This is a genomic window from Clostridium sp. ZBS15 (assembly GCF_023845705.1).
GTDB classification, from domain to species: domain Bacteria; phylum Bacillota; class Clostridia; order Clostridiales; family Clostridiaceae; genus Clostridium; species Clostridium aquiflavi.
The window spans coordinates 26276-44675 of the sequence record NZ_JAMQHY010000043.1; the positions used below are offsets into that span (position 1 = coordinate 26276).

General features: G+C 26.0%; 11 protein-coding genes. All 11 read left to right on the top strand.

Annotated elements, in window-relative coordinates; genetic code table 11:
* Positions 1–98: 98 nt before the first annotated feature.
* The 11 genes from NG904_RS13215 to NG904_RS13265 all read left to right on the top strand — a co-directional run bounded on the left by NG904_RS13215 (position 99) and on the right by NG904_RS13265 (position 18301).
* Positions 99–1640, top strand: a complete 1542-nt coding sequence (locus NG904_RS13215; RefSeq protein WP_252231937.1) for a 3'-5' exonuclease — start codon at positions 99–101, stop codon at positions 1638–1640.
* 79 nt (positions 1641–1719) lie between these two features.
* Positions 1720–2937, top strand: coding sequence for a tryptophan synthase subunit beta (gene trpB / locus NG904_RS13220; protein WP_252231939.1), 1218 nt, complete (start codon positions 1720–1722; stop codon positions 2935–2937).
* Positions 2938–3506: 569 nt separating this feature from the next.
* The gene (locus NG904_RS13225; RefSeq protein ID WP_252227027.1) at positions 3507–3902 is read left to right on the top strand and encodes a BlaI/MecI/CopY family transcriptional regulator; all 396 of its coding nucleotides are present in this window, start codon (positions 3507–3509) and stop codon (positions 3900–3902) included.
* A gap of 27 nt (positions 3903–3929) precedes the next feature.
* Complete coding sequence (locus tag NG904_RS13230) at positions 3930–6146, top strand: M56 family metallopeptidase (protein WP_252231941.1); 2217 nt, start codon at positions 3930–3932, stop codon at positions 6144–6146.
* A 443-nt stretch (positions 6147–6589) separates the two neighbouring features.
* Positions 6590–7090, top strand: coding sequence for a hypothetical protein (locus tag NG904_RS13235; RefSeq protein WP_252231943.1), 501 nt, complete (start codon positions 6590–6592; stop codon positions 7088–7090).
* 247 nt (positions 7091–7337) lie between these two features.
* Positions 7338–8660 (top strand): NCS2 family permease, encoded by a 1323-nt coding sequence (locus NG904_RS13240; RefSeq protein ID WP_252231946.1) that lies wholly within the window; start codon positions 7338–7340, stop codon positions 8658–8660.
* Between the two features lie 258 nt (positions 8661–8918).
* Positions 8919–10982 (top strand): methyl-accepting chemotaxis protein, encoded by a 2064-nt coding sequence (locus tag NG904_RS13245; RefSeq protein WP_252231948.1) that lies wholly within the window; start codon positions 8919–8921, stop codon positions 10980–10982.
* Positions 10983–11434: 452 nt separating this feature from the next.
* Positions 11435–11662, top strand: coding sequence for a hypothetical protein (locus NG904_RS13250; protein WP_252212171.1), 228 nt, complete (start codon positions 11435–11437; stop codon positions 11660–11662).
* 348 nt (positions 11663–12010) lie between these two features.
* The gene (locus tag NG904_RS13255; protein WP_252231950.1) at positions 12011–15028 is read left to right on the top strand and encodes a hypothetical protein; all 3018 of its coding nucleotides are present in this window, start codon (positions 12011–12013) and stop codon (positions 15026–15028) included.
* The gene (locus NG904_RS13260) at positions 15018–16826 is read left to right on the top strand and encodes an SWIM zinc finger family protein (protein ID WP_252231952.1); all 1809 of its coding nucleotides are present in this window, start codon (positions 15018–15020) and stop codon (positions 16824–16826) included. The genes NG904_RS13255 and NG904_RS13260 overlap by 11 nt, the downstream gene beginning before the upstream one ends.
* Positions 16823–18301 carry a reverse transcriptase family protein gene (locus NG904_RS13265; protein ID WP_252231954.1) on the top strand — a complete coding sequence of 493 codons (1479 nt, stop codon included), beginning with the start codon at positions 16823–16825 and terminating at the stop codon, positions 18299–18301. The genes NG904_RS13260 and NG904_RS13265 overlap by 4 nt, the downstream gene beginning before the upstream one ends.
* Positions 18302–18400: the final 99 nt, after the last annotated feature.

An 18400-nucleotide genomic window follows, 5' to 3' on the forward strand; every position in this document is an offset into this window, starting at 1 on the left:
CACAGTGAATCAAAACTTTACATAGCGTTACATAATATAGTACAATTAGTATATGAAATTTCCAAAAAATAGAAATAATTAGATAAAGAGGGGTAGAAATGCAACTTAATATAGAACAAAAAAGAATAATTGCAAATAAACCAAATGGTCATTCATTAATAAAAGGGGTAGCAGGTTCTGGGAAAACTACTGTTGCAGTAAATAAAATTCCACTATTATTAAGACATTATTGTCCACTTAAAGATGACAAAGTACTTATGGTAACTTATAATAAATCACTAAAACAATATGTATCAAATATATATGATAAAGTCAAAGATAAGGTTAATGTTCAGGTAAATCTATTTGATGAGGACAACAGTTTGAAGTTATACATTAAAAGAATAGACGATATACTTTTTGATTATTTCAATGAATATAAAAAACAGAATAATATAAATATAGACCTTGCTTCGCGTAAAGAATGTAAATGTGAACTAATTAATGCTATAAATTTTATTGGTAATATATATAAAGATGTAAAAATCATAGATTCTAAGTATCTTCAGTTTATTAAAGAAGAGATTATGTGGATAAAAGCATGTAATTATATAGATCTTGAGGAATATCAGTTGGTTGATAGAATAGGAAGAATAAGTAATATAAATAATGATGGTCCTCAAAAACTTAGAAAAAATTCAGAAAAGAGAAGAGCAATATTTGAGGTCTTGTTAAAATATAATAGTAATTTACAGAATATAAATAAAGTTGATTTTCAAGATATGGCACTATTAGCATTAAATCAAGCAAAACAATATCCTATTGAAAAGTATACTCATATTTTAATAGATGAAAGTCAAGATTTAACTAGAGTTGAATTAGAATTTTTAAAGGCTTTGTATGATAAAAAACCGTATTCCAGTATAACATTTATTTCAGATGCAGCTCAAAGTATATACCATCAAGCTTGGTTAATAAAAAATCGTTCATTTGCCAGCTTAGGATATGATATGACTGGTAAATCTAATTTATTAAGTAAGAATTATAGAACAACGGCTCAAATAGCTGAGGCAGCATTCAGTTTAATTGATATTCATAAAGATTTACTACAAAATGACAACTTAGTTAAACCTAATTTGATAGACAAGCAAGGTGATTATCCAACCTATGAAAATTTTGAAAGTAAATTTGAAGAATGTATATATATAGTAAATTTAATAAATGAAACTCTCAAAGAAGGATATAAATTAAAAGATATAGTAATAATTGCTAGATTAAAAAAACAGTTAAAAGAATTTAGGAAATGCTTACAAGCTTATGATATACCATGCTCAATTTTTAATGATAATGATGAAATAAACTTTTCAGAAGATGAGGTAAAACTTGTAACTATGCACTCTGTAAAAGGACTTGAATTTAAAGTTGTTATAATTGCAGGTCTAAATGCTAAAGTAATGCCACTATGTCCAGTTAAAAATGAAGAAGAGGATATGGACATGCTAGAATTTAGAGAAAGGAAGTTACTTTATGTTGGAATGACAAGAGCTACTGAAAAATTATTTTTAACATCACATGGTATGCCTTCTAAATTTATTAGAGATATAGATGATAAATACTTAAGAATGAATATAGATAGTAATATGAGAGAAAATTGTAAATAAAAAGTATATATAGTATAATTTTATATGTAAATGTTTAAATAGGTAAATTTAAACTTAAAGCATATAAGGGGGATTGTAAATGGATTTTCGAACATATTTAAAGAAGTATCCAGATAAAAATGGTCGTTTTGGTCAATACGGTGGGGCATACTTAACAGCTGAACTAATTCCAGCTTTTGAGGAGATTGCTGATGCATATCAAACGATTTGTCATTCTTCACAGTTTATTAATGAACTTAGAAGAATCCGTAAAGAATTTCAAGGTAGACCTACACCAGTTTATCATTGCGAAAGACTATCTAGAGCAATAGGGAATTGTCAAATTTATTTAAAAAGAGAAGATTTAAATCATACAGGTGCACACAAATTAAATCATTGTATGGGTGAAGGATTACTTGCTAAATTTATGGGGAAAAAGCGTTTGATTGCAGAAACAGGAGCAGGACAACATGGTGTGGCGCTTGCAACAGCTGCTGCATTTTTTGGATTGGAATGTGAAATTCATATGGGAGAAGTTGATATTGCAAAGCAAGCGCCAAATGTAACTAGGATGAAAATATTAGGAGCTAAAGTTGTTCCGGTAACACATGGTTTAAAAACTTTAAAAGAAGCTGTGGATTCTGCTTTTGATTCATATGCTAAAAATTATAAGGATTCAATTTACTGTATAGGATCAGCATTAGGTCCACATCCATTTCCACTTATGGTAAGAGATTTTCAAGCTGTTGTTGGTTATGAAGCTAAAGATCAATTTAAGGAAATGACAGGTTTTTTACCAGATGTAGTTACAGCTTGTGTAGGTGGGGGAAGTAATGCTGCTGGAATGTTTATACCTTTTTTAGAGGAACCAGTTGAAATAATAGGAATAGAGCCATTAGGTAGAGGTGAAAAATTAGGAGACCATGCTGCCTCTATGAAGTATGGGGAAAAAGGCGTTATGCATGGATTTGAAAGCATAATGCTAAAAGATAAAAATGGTGAACCAGCACCAGTATATTCTATAGCTAGTGGTCTTGATTATCCATCAGTTGGTCCTGAACATGCATTTTTAAGAGAATTAGGACGAGTAGATTATAAAGTTATAAATGATGAAGAGGCTATGGAAGCATTCTTTAAATTATCAAGATATGAAGGAATTATACCAGCAATTGAAAGTTCACATGCTGTTGCATATGCAATGAAAAAAGCTAAAGAAATGAAACAAGGGTCTATTTTAGTTTGCTTAAGTGGACGTGGTGATAAAGATATTGATTATGTTGTTGAACATTATGGATATGGAGAACAATATTTTAAATAAGATTTAATTAAAAATCACTTAAATATTTTAAAAGATATTTAAGTGGTTTTTAATTTATATACTAAATTTTTATTACATACAATCTCATCAGAAAGATGGATAAAATGTAGATTAGAGTTGTAGATTTAAATAAGCTTAATATATTTAAGTATAAATATATAGCAAACAATATATTATACTTAAGAGAGAGAGAGAGATTAAACTTTTGTAAGAAGTCTGAGAGGATGAAAAAGTAATGAAAAAATTCAATCTGGAGAATTTTATATTATCAATATTAAGGTTAATAGGAAGCATAGTTATTATATATGTGCTTATTCATATATTTTATAAACATAAATAATAAGTTTTATTTAAGGTAAGATTTAGGTAGAGGATAAAGATTTAATATCTAAATAAAAAAATGAGGATAGTACATTTTTAATAATGTTTTTAAAAATTATAAGTGATAAAATGAAAAAACAATTGAAATTGGAATAAATGTAAAAATATTCTTGACATTATAAATCTACAAGTGTAGACTTAAATTAATAATTTACATTTGTAGATTTAAAAGAAAGGAGATGTACTTTTTGAGTGAAATTCCTAAAATATCAGAAGCTGAATGGGAAGTAATGAAAACTTTATGGAAAACAAATCCTTTAACATCTGAAGAAATAATAGAAGCGTTGAGTTTAAAAATGAGTTGGTCAAAACAAACTATAAAAACTTTTATAACAAGACTTATAAAAAAAGGGGTTATAGGTTTTAAAAAAGATGGTAGAGTATATAATTACTATCCTTTAATTTCTGAGGGAGATTGTATGAAGTTTGAAAATAAATCTTTTATTAAAAAAGTATATGATGGAGCTTTAAATATTCTTTTTAGTAGCTTCTTAGAAGAGGAGAATCTATCTATTGATGAAATTGAAGAATTAGAGAAAATTCTTAAAGAAAAAAAAGAAAAAATCAATATAAAAGATTTTTAACTAGATAACGAGAAGGGGTATATTTTTATGGGGAGTTTAGAAAAGGTTTTTTTATGGTTTTTTCAAACATCTTTAACAGCATCTATTATTATTTTAATAATAATTCTGATTTTAAAAATGTTTAATAATCATATTAGTGTGCGGATTAAACATGGATTGTGGATTTTAGTAATGTTAAGACTTCTTGTGCCTGTAATTCCAGAGGTAAATATAAATTTATTTGATATTTTTAGTGATAAATATACAAATAGTTTACAGGAAATGATATTAGATACCTCAGGTAAAAATAGAGAAATTTCCATAGGATATAATAATTACAATAATGATACAAAGAAGATAGAAAAAATTAATGATTATGAAAAAAATAAAGAAGAATCTATAAATAAACAAATATGGATTTCTAATTTTATAAAGATAGCTTCTTTAATTTGGATTATAGGGATAATCGTTTTAAGCTTAACATTCATATTATCTTTAATGAGATTTAAAAGAAAAATTATACCTTTAGAAATATATAAAGATTTTAAAATTAAATCTATAATCAACAATTTAAAAGATAAGTTAAATATAAATTCAAAAATTCAAATTTTTATATATGATGGAATAAAAAGTCCTGGAATATTTGGAATTTTAAAGCCTAAAATTTATATACCACAATATGTTTTGAAAATGGAAGATTACAATAAACTATCCTATAGTCTATTACATGAGCTTATGCACTATAAAAGAAAAGACTTATATTATAACTTTCTTAGTATAGTAGCTCTTTGTATACATTGGTTTAATCCTTTAGTATGGATTGCTATAAATAAAATGAAGTTGTATAGAGAATATGCTTGTGATGCATGTGTTTTAGAGTGCCTTGAAGAAAAAGAAAGAATAGATTATGGTATAACGCTTATAGATTTTTCAAGAATGTTTTTTAATAAAAAAGAGCAATCTAGATTGCTAATTTGTTTTGAAAATAATAACCAAATAAAAAGGAGAATTAAAATGATAAAAGACTTTAAAAAAGGTTCATATAAAATATCAACAGTTGCTATATTAAGTTGTTTAGTAGCTACAATAGCAATATTTACAAACAGTATTCAAGTAAAAGGATTTGATAATGATAATGTTTCAAAAATAACATCTAATAAAGAAGAAAATTCTAAATTTTTAATTGATGCACCTGTAAAAGCTTATGATGATATTAAAAAAGCACAAGAAATAGCAGGATTTAAATTCAAAGTACCAGATTATATTTTAGATGGAAATGAAGTTGGAGCTGGATTTCAAGTCATAAAAGTGTCTGATAAAGAAAATGCAGTACAAATGTTTTTTGATAATAACAATGAAAGAAACAATGAATTTTCATTAATCACAGGAGTATCAGATCCAATAGAGATAATAAAAAAATCAGAAAGCTTACGTGCACTACAAGAAGAGTTTAAAGTAGAAAGTGAAAGAAATTTAGTAGACTTTAATGGAATTCATGGAGAAGAGGTTACTGTTACAATTACTTCTCCAGAAAGAAAAATAGAAGATATTGATATTGTGATCAAAGAAATGAAGGAAATAAATAGATATTTTGTGTGGAAAGATTCTGGTATATGTTATATCTTAAATTATAATAAGCAATGTAAAAATGAAGATGAAATTAATCAATGGACAAGTATTGATAAAGATAATATATTTAAAATAGCAAAATCTTTGAAGTATTCAGAAGATATAAAAAACGTAAATTACTATCCAACAAGAGAAGTTTCAACAGAAATAGGAGTAATGAGTATATATGATAAAGGAGACTTAGAGAAAGCTGAAAAAATTCTTGGATTTAATCCTAAATTTCCATTAAAAGTAGATAAAGATATAAAAATAACTGGGTCAGGAGTTGGGATAACAGGAGATTCTGATATAGAAAACAATATTATAAATTACGAAATGAATAATTTTTATGTTGGTAAAAATTTGAGAATTACTTTTACAGCTAAAAAAGATTTAAAGTTTTATGATGATATAAAGAAAAATGAATATTTTATTAATGAAAATACAGAAGATAATATACCTAAAAAGATTAATGTAAAAAAATTAAACATTAATAATAATGAGGTATTTAAATACGAAGAAAGCAATGAGTATAATTATTGTTTAGTATATATTTGGAAAGAAAATGATGTTTGTTATTCAATTGCTTTATTTAATGAAGTTGATAATCCAGATAAAATAGCTGAAGAATTTGTTAATTCTAAATCTATATATTAATTATCATAGTAATCAAAACTTATATAAATATATGTTATAGAATTAAGTTTTTGTAAACATATAAGATTATAATAAGTATAATATTCTCATATTAAATTATTTTGCTAGCAATAATTTAAGAGAGTATTATACTTATTTTAGCACTCTTTAATTATCAAAAATTGTATTATAAATATAAGTTGCAGTTTTAAAGTTATGGGTTAATTAAAGAAAATTATATATGAGGAGATAGAATCTTATAATATTATAAGATTTATCATTAAATTATTTTGAGATTCATATAATTACTATAGCAATCATATCTAAATATATCACAATGTAGAACTATTAATATATGAGCATATATTAATATAATTCAAATCTTAACAGTTTAAGAAATTTTCACTGAAAATCAAGTTTTGTATTATAAATTAAAGCCAATAAAGTAAAGGAGTTGAAAGGAGTTGAAACAAAATTCAAATTATAAACATAATAACTCTCATAATAGTAGAAAATATAATGAATATACAAAAACTAATAGCACAAAAAATTTCACTGAAGATGATATAGAATTATTAAGATTATTAGATACACAAAAATGTGCTCAAACAATATCTATATATGCAAACATACTTTCTTATATATCAACACTAGAAGGTATTGAGTTAATTTATAGTAAATATAATAAGGGAGTAAATTCAAAGGAGTTACCTAATCCTGATATTCCAGCATTACAATCAGTTTATCTTGGTTTAATTTCAAGATCAATGACCACAGAAATAGGATTTATTAAATACAATAAATTATATAAAAAATATATTAATGGAGAAATTACTTATTCACTTAGACCTAATATAGATATTAATTTAGGAAATATTTTTGGCTTGATATCTTCATATTATATATTAAATGGTACAAAAGGTATTTATAAGAGAAATATTGATCAACCTATATTTGGAATTTAAGATTATCTATCTATAATATAGATTAATTATTAAAAAATTAACTATAAAAAATAGAAAATTATAATGATTTCAAAAATAAAAAACGAATAATGAGAAAGATAGATATACATTAATATTCGTATAAACATCATAAAAACCGAAAATAAGTACTAAAATATCGTAAAATATTCACAAAAGTGTTGCAATATATCGAAAAATAACTTATTATAGTTCAGGTGGAAAAAAAGATTTACGAAAGAGTGGTTTTATGAAGAAATTATTTGAAAAGAATGGAATGTTAGATAACTATTTCGGACTTACTGAAAAAAATACAAATGTTAAGACAGAAATTATAGCAGGTATTACTACCTTTATGACTATGGCGTACATATTAATAGTAAATCCAACTATATTATCAGCAGCCGGAATGGATAGTGGAGCAGTGTTTACTGCTACAGCACTATCAGCAGTAGTTGCAACTTTGATAATGGGTTTATATGCCAAATTACCATTTGCTCAAGCACCAGGTATGGGGTTAAATGCATTTTTTGCATTTACAATAGTTCTTGGTATGGGATATTCATATCAATTTGCATTAACAGCAGTACTTTTAGAAGGTATTATATTTATTTTATTAACCTTATTCAATGTGCGTGAAGCTATTGTTGATTCAATACCAGAAAATATAAAAAAAGCAATTTCAGTTGGTATTGGTTTATTTATTGCACTGATAGGTTTTGAAGGGGCAGGAATTATAGTTCACCCTGAAGATAATTCAACAATTCTTGCACTTGGGAATATAACAAGTGGAACAGCACTACTTGCAATAATAGGTATCGTAATTACAGGTATTCTTTTAGCAAGGAATATTAAAGGTGCATTATTTATTGGAATGATTGCTACAGCTGTAATAGGAATTCCTTTTGGAATTACTCCAACACCTACTAGTATAATGAGTGTACCACCATCAATTAGTTCAGTTTTCTTTAAATTTGAGTGGAATAATATATTTTCTTTAGATATGGTAGTTGCTTTATTTACATTATTATTTATGGATATGTTTGATACAATAGGAACTTTAGTTGGAGTAACAACAAAAGCAAAAATGTTGGATGAAAATGGAAAAGTTCCAAATATAAAGAAAGCTCTTTTTGCAGATGCAATAGGAACTACGTTTGGAGCATGTGTTGGTACAAGTACAGTAAGTACATTTGTAGAAAGTGCCTCAGGAGTTGCGGAAGGTGGAAGAACAGGATTAACAGCAGTATCTACAGCTATAATGTTTGGATTATCATTATTTTTTGCACCTATATTTGCTTCAATTACTCCAGCAGTCACTTGTTCAGCATTAGTATTAGTTGGATTATTTATGATTGAGCCAATAAAAGAAATAAATATTTCAGATTTTACAGAAGCTATACCAGCATTTTTAACTATAATTATGATGCCGTTATCTTATAGTATATCAGATGGTATCGTATTTGGAGTTGTTTCATACATACTATTAAAATTATTTACAGGAAAAATAAAAGATATAACTTTAGCTACAGTAGTAATAGGAATAATATTTGTATTAAAATTCTTAATCTAAAAATATTTAAATAACAAAAAACTTCCTTTTAATAAATTAATATTGAAGGGGAGTTTTTTTATAATAATAACATAATATGTCAAATATTGTTGAATTTTAATGTTTGATAATATATACTTAAAGTAATATTATTTAATACGGTTTCAATTACAGCTTATATCAAAATATTAAAAATGAATAATGTGATTATATATAATATTAACGAAAGCTGGGATATTAAAACTTAATTTTACATATATGGAAGGAGAGTATATAATTATGAAAAAATATAGAAGTATACAAACTAGATTTTTACAACTGTCAGTAGGAATGATTTGTTTGTTTTTGGTAATAATGATGACTTTTATTTCTTATAGAATAAGTGTACAAGCTAAAAGTGAGTACATTAATAACTCCAATGAACAAATGAACATTGTATCAAGTGCAATTAATAATTTCTACAATCAAGTTGATGCTAACATTAATATGATGGCCACAAATCCTATTGTAATGAAAGGTGATGCAACTATTACTAAATATAAAGACAATAGCACTAAAGTTGACATGACACCTTCCATAAATGGAGGAATTGAACAGGAAATATATGAAGTTTTCGATCAATACGCTGCAAGTCATCCAGAAACTAAATATATTTATTTAGCTACAAAAGATGGTGGATATATTAATTGGCCAGAAACATATATACCGGAAAAATATGATCCTACAATAAGACAGTGGTATAAACTTGCTATTGATGGTAACGGAGAAATTAAAAGGACAGAACCGTACATAGATACTACTAATACAATGATTACAAGCAATGCCAGAATTGTTAAAGATACTGATGGAAACGTTATTGGTGCTGTGGGGATTGATGTTGAACAGTCTTCTATAAGTAACATATTAAATAATATGAAGACTGGAAAAACTGGATTTTTTATGATTGTTCATAAAAATGGAACAATCATGGCGGATGGAAACAATGAAGAAAATAATTTTAAAAACATAAAAGATGTAAATATAGAGAATTTAGATAATTTATTAAAAGGAGATTCTAAGCAATTTAATGTTAATATTGGTGGAGAAAAATATTTTGTAAATTCTAAGGGAGTTGAAGGTACAGAATGGAATCTGGCAGCTCTTATTTCAGAAAAAGAATTAAAACAAAATATGATACAAACTAACATTGTATTTTTATGTATAGCTGTAATTATGGTACTAGCTATAAGTGTGATAATTATTAAAAATGTAAAGAAAATTACTAATCCTATCAAAGAAGCTGCAAATTATTTAGCCGAAATTGGTAAAGGTAATTTTATGATAGAAGTAAATTCTAAGTATCTTAAAAGAGAAGATGAAATTGGAGTTATAATAAATGGCATTCAAGATATGAGAACTGCATTAGTAAACTTAATTTGTAAAATCAAAAGCGAATCAAACTCTATAGAAAATGAAGTTAATAATGTTATAGAAGATGTAAATGTATTAAATTCTAATTTAGAAGATATATCTGCAGCAACTGAAGAGTTAACAGCTAGTGTTGAAGAAACAGCAGCTACTACAGATGAGATGACTACAACTTCAAAAGAAATAGAAAAAGCAATTATATCTATTGCAGATAAGTCAAAAGAAGGTGCAAATAATGCAAAAGAAATTAGTAATAGAGCTAATATAACAAAAGAAAATGTTATAGCATCTCAAAAGAAGGCAAATGATATTTTTATTAATACTAAAGAAAAACTTGAAGAAGCTATTGAATCTTCAGGGGTAGTTAATCAAATTAATATTTTATCTGACGCTATTATGAAAATTACAGAACAAACTAATTTGCTTGCATTAAATGCAGCAATAGAGGCTGCAAGAGCTGGAGATGCAGGAAAAGGATTTTCAGTAGTAGCTGAAGAAATTAGAAAGCTTGCTGAACAATCAAAACATACTGTTTTAGAAATACAAGAAGTAACTAGTAAAGTTACTGGTAGCGTAAATAATCTTTCAAGTAGTGCTAATGAAGTTTTAAAATTTGTATCTATAGATATAGATAAAGATTATAAAACTATGTTAAATGTGGCTAATGTATACAATGAAGATGCTAAAACAATAGGTGATATAATTACTAAATTTAGTATTATTGCTGAAGAACTGATGTGTTCTATGGGAAATATTATGCAGTCAATTGAAGAAGTATCACAAGCATCGTCACAAGGTGCAACTGGAACTGCTGGAATAGCAAATAGAACTTGTGATGTTAATAATAAATCAGTAGAAGTTGTTGAAGAAGTTTCAAAAACAAAACAACATATTGATAAATTAAGAGAAGAAATTTCTAAGTTTAAGATTCAATAATTTAATTAATAGTCGCAATTTGATGAAAAAATTAAATAATAAAGAATAATAGGAGTTTTCTTGATGAATTTAATCAAGAAAATTCCTATTTATTTTCTAAAAAAGCATATTTTTTCAAAAAATATGTTGAAATATCATGAAGTATATAGTAAAATAAAAGAGAATTAAGTAATACATAATGCTAATGAAGTTTTAGCATATCGAATTATATGACTAATGTTGTATAATAGTGACATATTAGTAAAAATTATATAGTAAGATTTTTACCTGTTGAGACATAATAGAGAAAACACAGGAAAATATTTAAAGTTTTTATATATTTTCTAGTTGTGTTTTTGTTTATTATGTTTTTTTTATATTATTTATTATACCTATAATATCATAATATTGATTTACAAAAAAAGGATAATAAGAATTTTTGTAGAATTATATTTTTAGGAGGGTGAGGTATTATGAATGAAGTAGATGTAGTTGATTTAAATAACAAACAATATAGGAAATTAATTAAAGTGCAAAGAGATGCATATAAAAAAATATTGAGTTTTTGCATAAATAATATAAAAGATATAGAAAAAGCAAAAAAAATAGAAAGGTATATAGAATCAATGGATAAAGCTATAACCAATGAATTGGAGAATATTAGAATAGATAATGAAAAATATATGGATATTAAAATGTAGTTATTTTGTAAACGATTAAAAATATTTTAAAATAAGGCTAACAAATAACTTAAAATATATTCACAATTAAAATAACTTAATGCATTTGTAAAAAAATAAATGTGTTAGGTTATTTTTTTATTTGTCTATGTTTTAGCAGCGTACTGATATATGCATAAGAAAAGTGGACTGAATAATTGGATATATCAACACATATTTAAAACATAGTCTTTTATTTTAAATTATTAATATTTAATATTAAACATAACTGTGATAAAATAGTTTGAAAAGAATTATGTGGAATTAATATTTTGTATTAAATTTAAAACATAGTCTAAAAATATTAAAAGATTAAGGTGGTTTACTGTTATGTCAAAGTTTAAAGAAAACAACTTTTTAAATACAGTTTTTTCTTTCTTAAAATCAAAAGAAGATAAAGTTAATCAAATAAAATTAAATGATAGTGTTGATAGCATAAATTGTCCTATAAAAAACACTAAAACATTAAACCGAGTATGGAAAAAGGATTATAATCCTTTAAGAAGCATAGTTTTATGGGGATGGGATAATAACAATAATCCAAGTTTTCTTATACTTTATGGAAAACATGAGTTTAAAAATACTCAAAGTGATGGAGAATCTGTAACTAGTATTCTTGAAGACGAAGTTAAATATTCTAGTTATGCTATATTTAATGGATGTGAAGGACATTTACCATCTTTTGAATCAGTAAAAATTATACAAGAAGATGGATATTATAATAGGAATAAAGATGAAGAATTTCCTAGAATGTATTATAAAAATGGAGTTGATTATAGTTGGTATTGGAAAAGAGATGAAAATTATTTAGTTAATGAATTCAAAAACTTAGAAGAGGAAAATAAAATAGTATTACCTTACTTTGAAGAAATATCATATGAAGACTGCGTGAAAAATGTACAAGCTAAAAATATAAGTTTTCCTAATTTTAGATTAGCTAATCATCCTAATGAAGTTTTAAATTTGGATGAAGAATATCATAAATACTATTTAGTTATTTATGATATGTTTAGCAATAAAAATATTTATATGAGAAAAAAAAGATTATCTCAATTAATTGAAAGCAATCCACCAAAGGAAATTTACAACTTACTTTTAAAACTTGGAAGTACTGAAATGATATCAGGTTTATTCTTAGAGTTTGCAAGATATAATAATTCATTATTAATAGAAGAAGCAAAAAATATTTTAAAATCAAATATAAATTGGGGCGGCGAAAATTATACAAAAGGTGTAAAACGATGTGTAACAATATATGTAAATACAATAACAGAAGAATTAAGACAAAAAAGAGAAAGCTTTATACGTACACATTTATCAGAAATAGATTTACATCTTATTCATATTAATGGTAAAGATATTCCTTCCAATAAAGTACTTGAAGGAGCACATTATAGAAAGTATGCAGCTCAAGAGCTCTTAAAAGAATACTATGGAAGATATGATTATGAAAAGGGTGAGTGGGTAGAGTCTAGATCTCCTCAGCGTTATAAAGTAGGACTTTACACTGATGGAGTAATGTTAAATACAATTGAATTTAAAAATACAATTCAAGAAGCAGAAGCATATGGATTAGCAGATGTTATTGGTAAAATAGCTTATTATTTAGATTCACCAAGATTAACATATTATTTTAAAGGTACTGGTAAAGGAAAAGAATTAAAATACTTTAAGCGATATGTAAGAAAAATTATGGATTCTTATGCAAAAAATGATGAAGAGAAATTTATAATAGCTATGAAATCTCTTCTAACAAGTTATACAAAGCATGATTATGTATGTAAATTTAAAGGAAATTTTCAATTCAATGATTTTATAAAATATTATTTATATAATGATTTTAAAGAAAAACCTCCAATAGGCTGGGATAATTGGCAAGCTAGAAGTGAGTGGATGCAAAATGATCAATTAATGAAACTTCAAGGGCGATATGAATTTATGAAAGAAATATGGGACAATCACTTAGATGATGTATTATACATAGCTATAAATTCAAATATTAATCCAATATTTAAGGCATGTTATTATATTTTAAAAGACTCAGAAAGAACTAATGAACTTATAAATAATATGTCATATAAAGAGTTAAGTGATTTAACATTAGTTTCTTATGAACCACTTGCCAACATGTTTATGAACATTCTTACAGAAAAGTTAAATAAACTAGATGAATTTGATTCAAAATTAATGATAGATTTAATCAATAGTAAAAATGAAAATGTTCATGAGCTTGCTATTAGTTTTTTTGAAAGGACTAATGGAAAATTTAAATCTAGTGATATAGTGAATTTCATGTTTTTAAATGATCTTGATAATTGGATAAACTTATTTAAGGAAAGCATTTTATCGTTAAATGAAAAAGAGTATTTAAACTTTGTGAAAGAAATTATAGGTAATTCTGATAGATTTAGAAAGACCAATGTTACTTTATCTAAAGAAATTAGAGACTTGCTTTCACTTTCAGTTAATAAACTTAAAGGCATATCTAATGATGAAAAGATGAATTTAATATCATATGTTATTTCATCAATTTTTGAAAAATCTAGTATGCCAGAGTGGGCTGAGATATTTGTAGAGGAAGCAATTTTTTCACTTTCATATGAGGAATTAGAGAACCTACTTAATGGAGTTAATATAAAAGATACACAAAAAGCAATTTCAGAAAGAAATAGACAAGTTGTTTCTCTATTAGAATCAATAAAAAATAATGAGATACCTAAGGATTCTCAATTAGTAAGTATATTAGAATCTGCTACAGCGCAAATGATTAAGATATTGTTTGGCATTATTGAAAGAAATAGTGAAACATTAAGTAAAAGATTTTCTACCCTATTAATTATGTTTGAATCTGATATAACTATACTTAATAAAAAAGCAGAAGAAATTTTTGAGAATATGATTAATGAGGAACAAAGGAAATTACATGGAATAATAATCGATTCTCCAGTAAACAAAGTTTATCTATTTGGAATTAAAAAATTAAAAGAGATATATAGCGACTTAATTCCTAAAGAATTTATAATTCAAATGTTAGAGCATACTTCAAGTGAAGTAAAAGAATATATTTCTAATAAAACAACTGAGATACTTGCAAACTTAGGTGATGGAGATGAGGAACTTTTTATGTATTATGTAAAAACATTGATATTTCTTCCTAATAGAATTTCTAAGAGCAAAGACAGTATATATGAGGTTATACCTAAATTTGCAACTAAATATAAAAATAAATTAAATGAAATCGAAGATATGTTACTAGATATCGGAGGTTCAAATATTATAGTAGATTCAGAACGTGCACTTATGGCATTAGCTAAAATAAGAAAGGGGGCGATGTCTCTTGAAGGTTAAGTATGAATATGCAAGTCCATCTATGTGTCTAAATAAAGGAAATGAAACAGTTTTGGGACTTAGTCCAGATCTTTCAAGAAATGAGAAAGTATCTTTTTTAGGTAAGTTAAAGCATCCACTTATTTTTAGAGATGCAATGCTTATGCTTCGTGAAATTGTTATTTCTGATATGAGTCAAAAAAAGAAAGAAAGAGTTGAATTCTTTGAGTGGCTTGACAAAGAAATTGAAAGAAGAATATTAAAACATGATGAGTATTTGCCAGAAATAAGAAATAGTCTTAATAATGATATGAATACATTATTAAATTCTATTGAGGATAAAAATAAAGAAATATTTAATTTAATTGATATTAAAAACAATCTAAAAAAAGAAATTGATAAACATGATATATGGAAAGATTATTATAAGATTGAAAAAGACTTTTGGAAATTTATAAAAGATAGAGATATGGACCTGTGGTTTGTTTTAGATCCTGTAATAACAGTTCATCCTGATCAAGTATCTTTTGAAGCATTTTCTGTAGATGAGTCTACATATGGATGTTTATCAATTGATATGGAAGAATTTGAATTACTACAAAAACCATCTTTAGGAACAACTAATATAGATTTTTCAGCTAAATTAGCTAAAGAAATTGAGAGATTTAGAACCTATAGTGATGTAAATCTATCTGTTAATCCAGAGGGTTTTGGAGTAGATAGCGGAGTAATGCCTGAACATATGGAAAAGAAAATAGAGCTTCCTGAGACATGGATAAAGGGGTTTAATCAAGTTTCTTCAGCTGCCAGTTTAGGTGGAGTGGATGTTGAGTTATCACCAATAGATATGTATGATATATGTTCATTTTTAAGAAGACATAAAGCAAAAGAAAGTCCAAGATATATGAAGTGGATATTAGAACCTGGTAAGCCAATTAAAATTATTTTTGAACCTTTTGGAAAGACTCTTACTCTTAATTCAATTTATAATGGAGAAAAGAAAAGAGAAGAAAAAATATGGGGAAGAAGACGTTGGCTTGTTTTAGAAAAGATAATTCCTTTAGTTAAATCTTTTAAAGTAAGACTTCTTGGATTTGGAATGCCACAATTTATTATAGGAGATATGGGAGCGATGAAGATGACTATAGGTTTCTCATCATGGTCTTCTAACGATTGGGTAAAAGGGACAGCATTTAACATATTAGGTGGATTTATTGGAGAAGGAAATTACGATAAAGTTTATGAATTATTAAAAGAAAAACGTTTTGCTTCAATAGATAAAATTTATGAAGATTTAACTGAAAGTTCAAAGAGTGAAAACAAAGCAGGAATAGGTATGCTTTTAAGACGTGGAGAGGGTTATTATGATGCAATAAATGACTCTGTAAGATTTAGACGATTATGTAATGAAGAAATTCCAAAAGAATTATATGAAACAACACCTATGGAATTAAAGGTCCAAGAACATATAGATGAAGGAATGGATAACTTTAGGGTGATAATGACAGAAGATAATGAGTTTATATTTAAACATTCGTTAAAGACGCCAAATCCTAAATATAAAAAGTGGAAATATTACAGGACAGATGATTTTAATAGAGAATTTGATTTTACAGAAACTTTAATAAAAATAGATCAAGAAGGGCAACTTTCAAAAGTTAAATGTGACTGTAGAGATTTTAATAAAGGACCTAGAAATATTTCAGCTCCTTGTTCACATATTTTAGCTTTATATTTAATTTCTACAAAATTTTTAAAGCTAAAATTAGAACCAAATAAAGAATATAAAATTAATGATATTATGGAGACGGTACTATGATGGAGAACCAAGAAAATAATAGAAAAGATTATAGAGAAGCTGTAAATGCAATGGGTAAAAAGGAATTTACCCTTATAAAGATGCAGGAATATGGGTTTTGGCCACAGAATCTACCTACCCCTTATGAAAGACAAGAAAATGAAACAAGTGAACAGTATGAAAATAGAAAAAATCTATTAGAAAAATATGAAAAAGTAATTGATGAAATTGCTAATTTATATGAAGAAAAAGACAAGATAAATTCAAAATTAATAGAACTTCAAAAAAAGTACGATGAAACATGGGATTATGAGAAAATAAGATTGGATGTATCTAAGACTATTATGGAGGAATCTATTGCAAGGCGTGCTGAAAGAAAAAAACAAAGAGAACTTGAAAAAAGACAGCGCTCAGAGGAATGGAAAAAAGAAAAAGAAGATAAAATTGTATTTATAGGAAAAGGATATTCTAGTTTACTTAAAGATAAAGAAACTCATAAGGAAAAGTTATTAGCACAAGATTTACCTATTATAAATGATGACAAAGAACTAGCTGGTTTTCTAGGAATAGAATATAAAAAGCTGAGATTTTTAGTTTATCATAGAGATGTAGTATCTGTTGATCATTATTATAGATACACTATTCCCAAAAAAAGAGGAGGAGTTCGTAATATTGCAGCTCCAAAATCAGTATTAAAGAATTCACAAAGAAAAATTTTAGATGACATTCTATTAAAAATTCCTACTAGTGATGAAGCTCATGGATTTTTAAAGGGAAAATCTGTAGTTTCGGCGGCAGAAAGTCATTTTAAACAACCTGAATTGCTTATTAATATAGATCTTGAAGATTTCTTTCCAACAATTACATTTGAAAGAGTAAGAGGAATGTTTAAATCCTTTGGATATTCTGGATATATTGCATCTATGTTAGCAATGATTTGTACATATTGCGAACGTATGAAGATAGAGGTTAGAGGAGAAGAAAAATATATAAAGACATCAAATAGAATTCTTCCACAAGGTTCACCAGCAAGTCCGATGATTACAAATATAATTTGTATAAAATTAGACAAAAGATTAAAAGGACTTTCTTCTAAATATAATTTTACTTATACAAGATATGCCGATGATATGAGTTTTAGCTTTAATGGGGATGATTATGAATTAAACATTGGCAGATTTATAGGATTAGTTTCAAAGATTGTTAAAGAAGAGGGTTTTAATATAAACAAGGATAAAACGAAATTCTTAAGAAAAAACAATTGTCAATGTATAACAGGTATTGTAATAAACAACGAAGAAATTGGAGTACCTAAAAAATGGATTAAAAAATTAAGGGCTGCTATTTACAATGCTAATAAAGATAAAAATAATGGTGAAGTATTATCTAGTAAAGTTATAAATGAAATATCAGGAATGACATCATGGATAAAAAGTGTTAATGAAAAAAGATACAAAGCTATTATTGATTCTGCAATGGAGTTGATTAATAGTTAGTTATAAAGTTGTTTTAAAAATTATAATATATTAGGTTAATCACATTAGGGGTGATTTTGCTTTTATTAAAGGCTATGTTTTAAAACAGTGTTGATATTG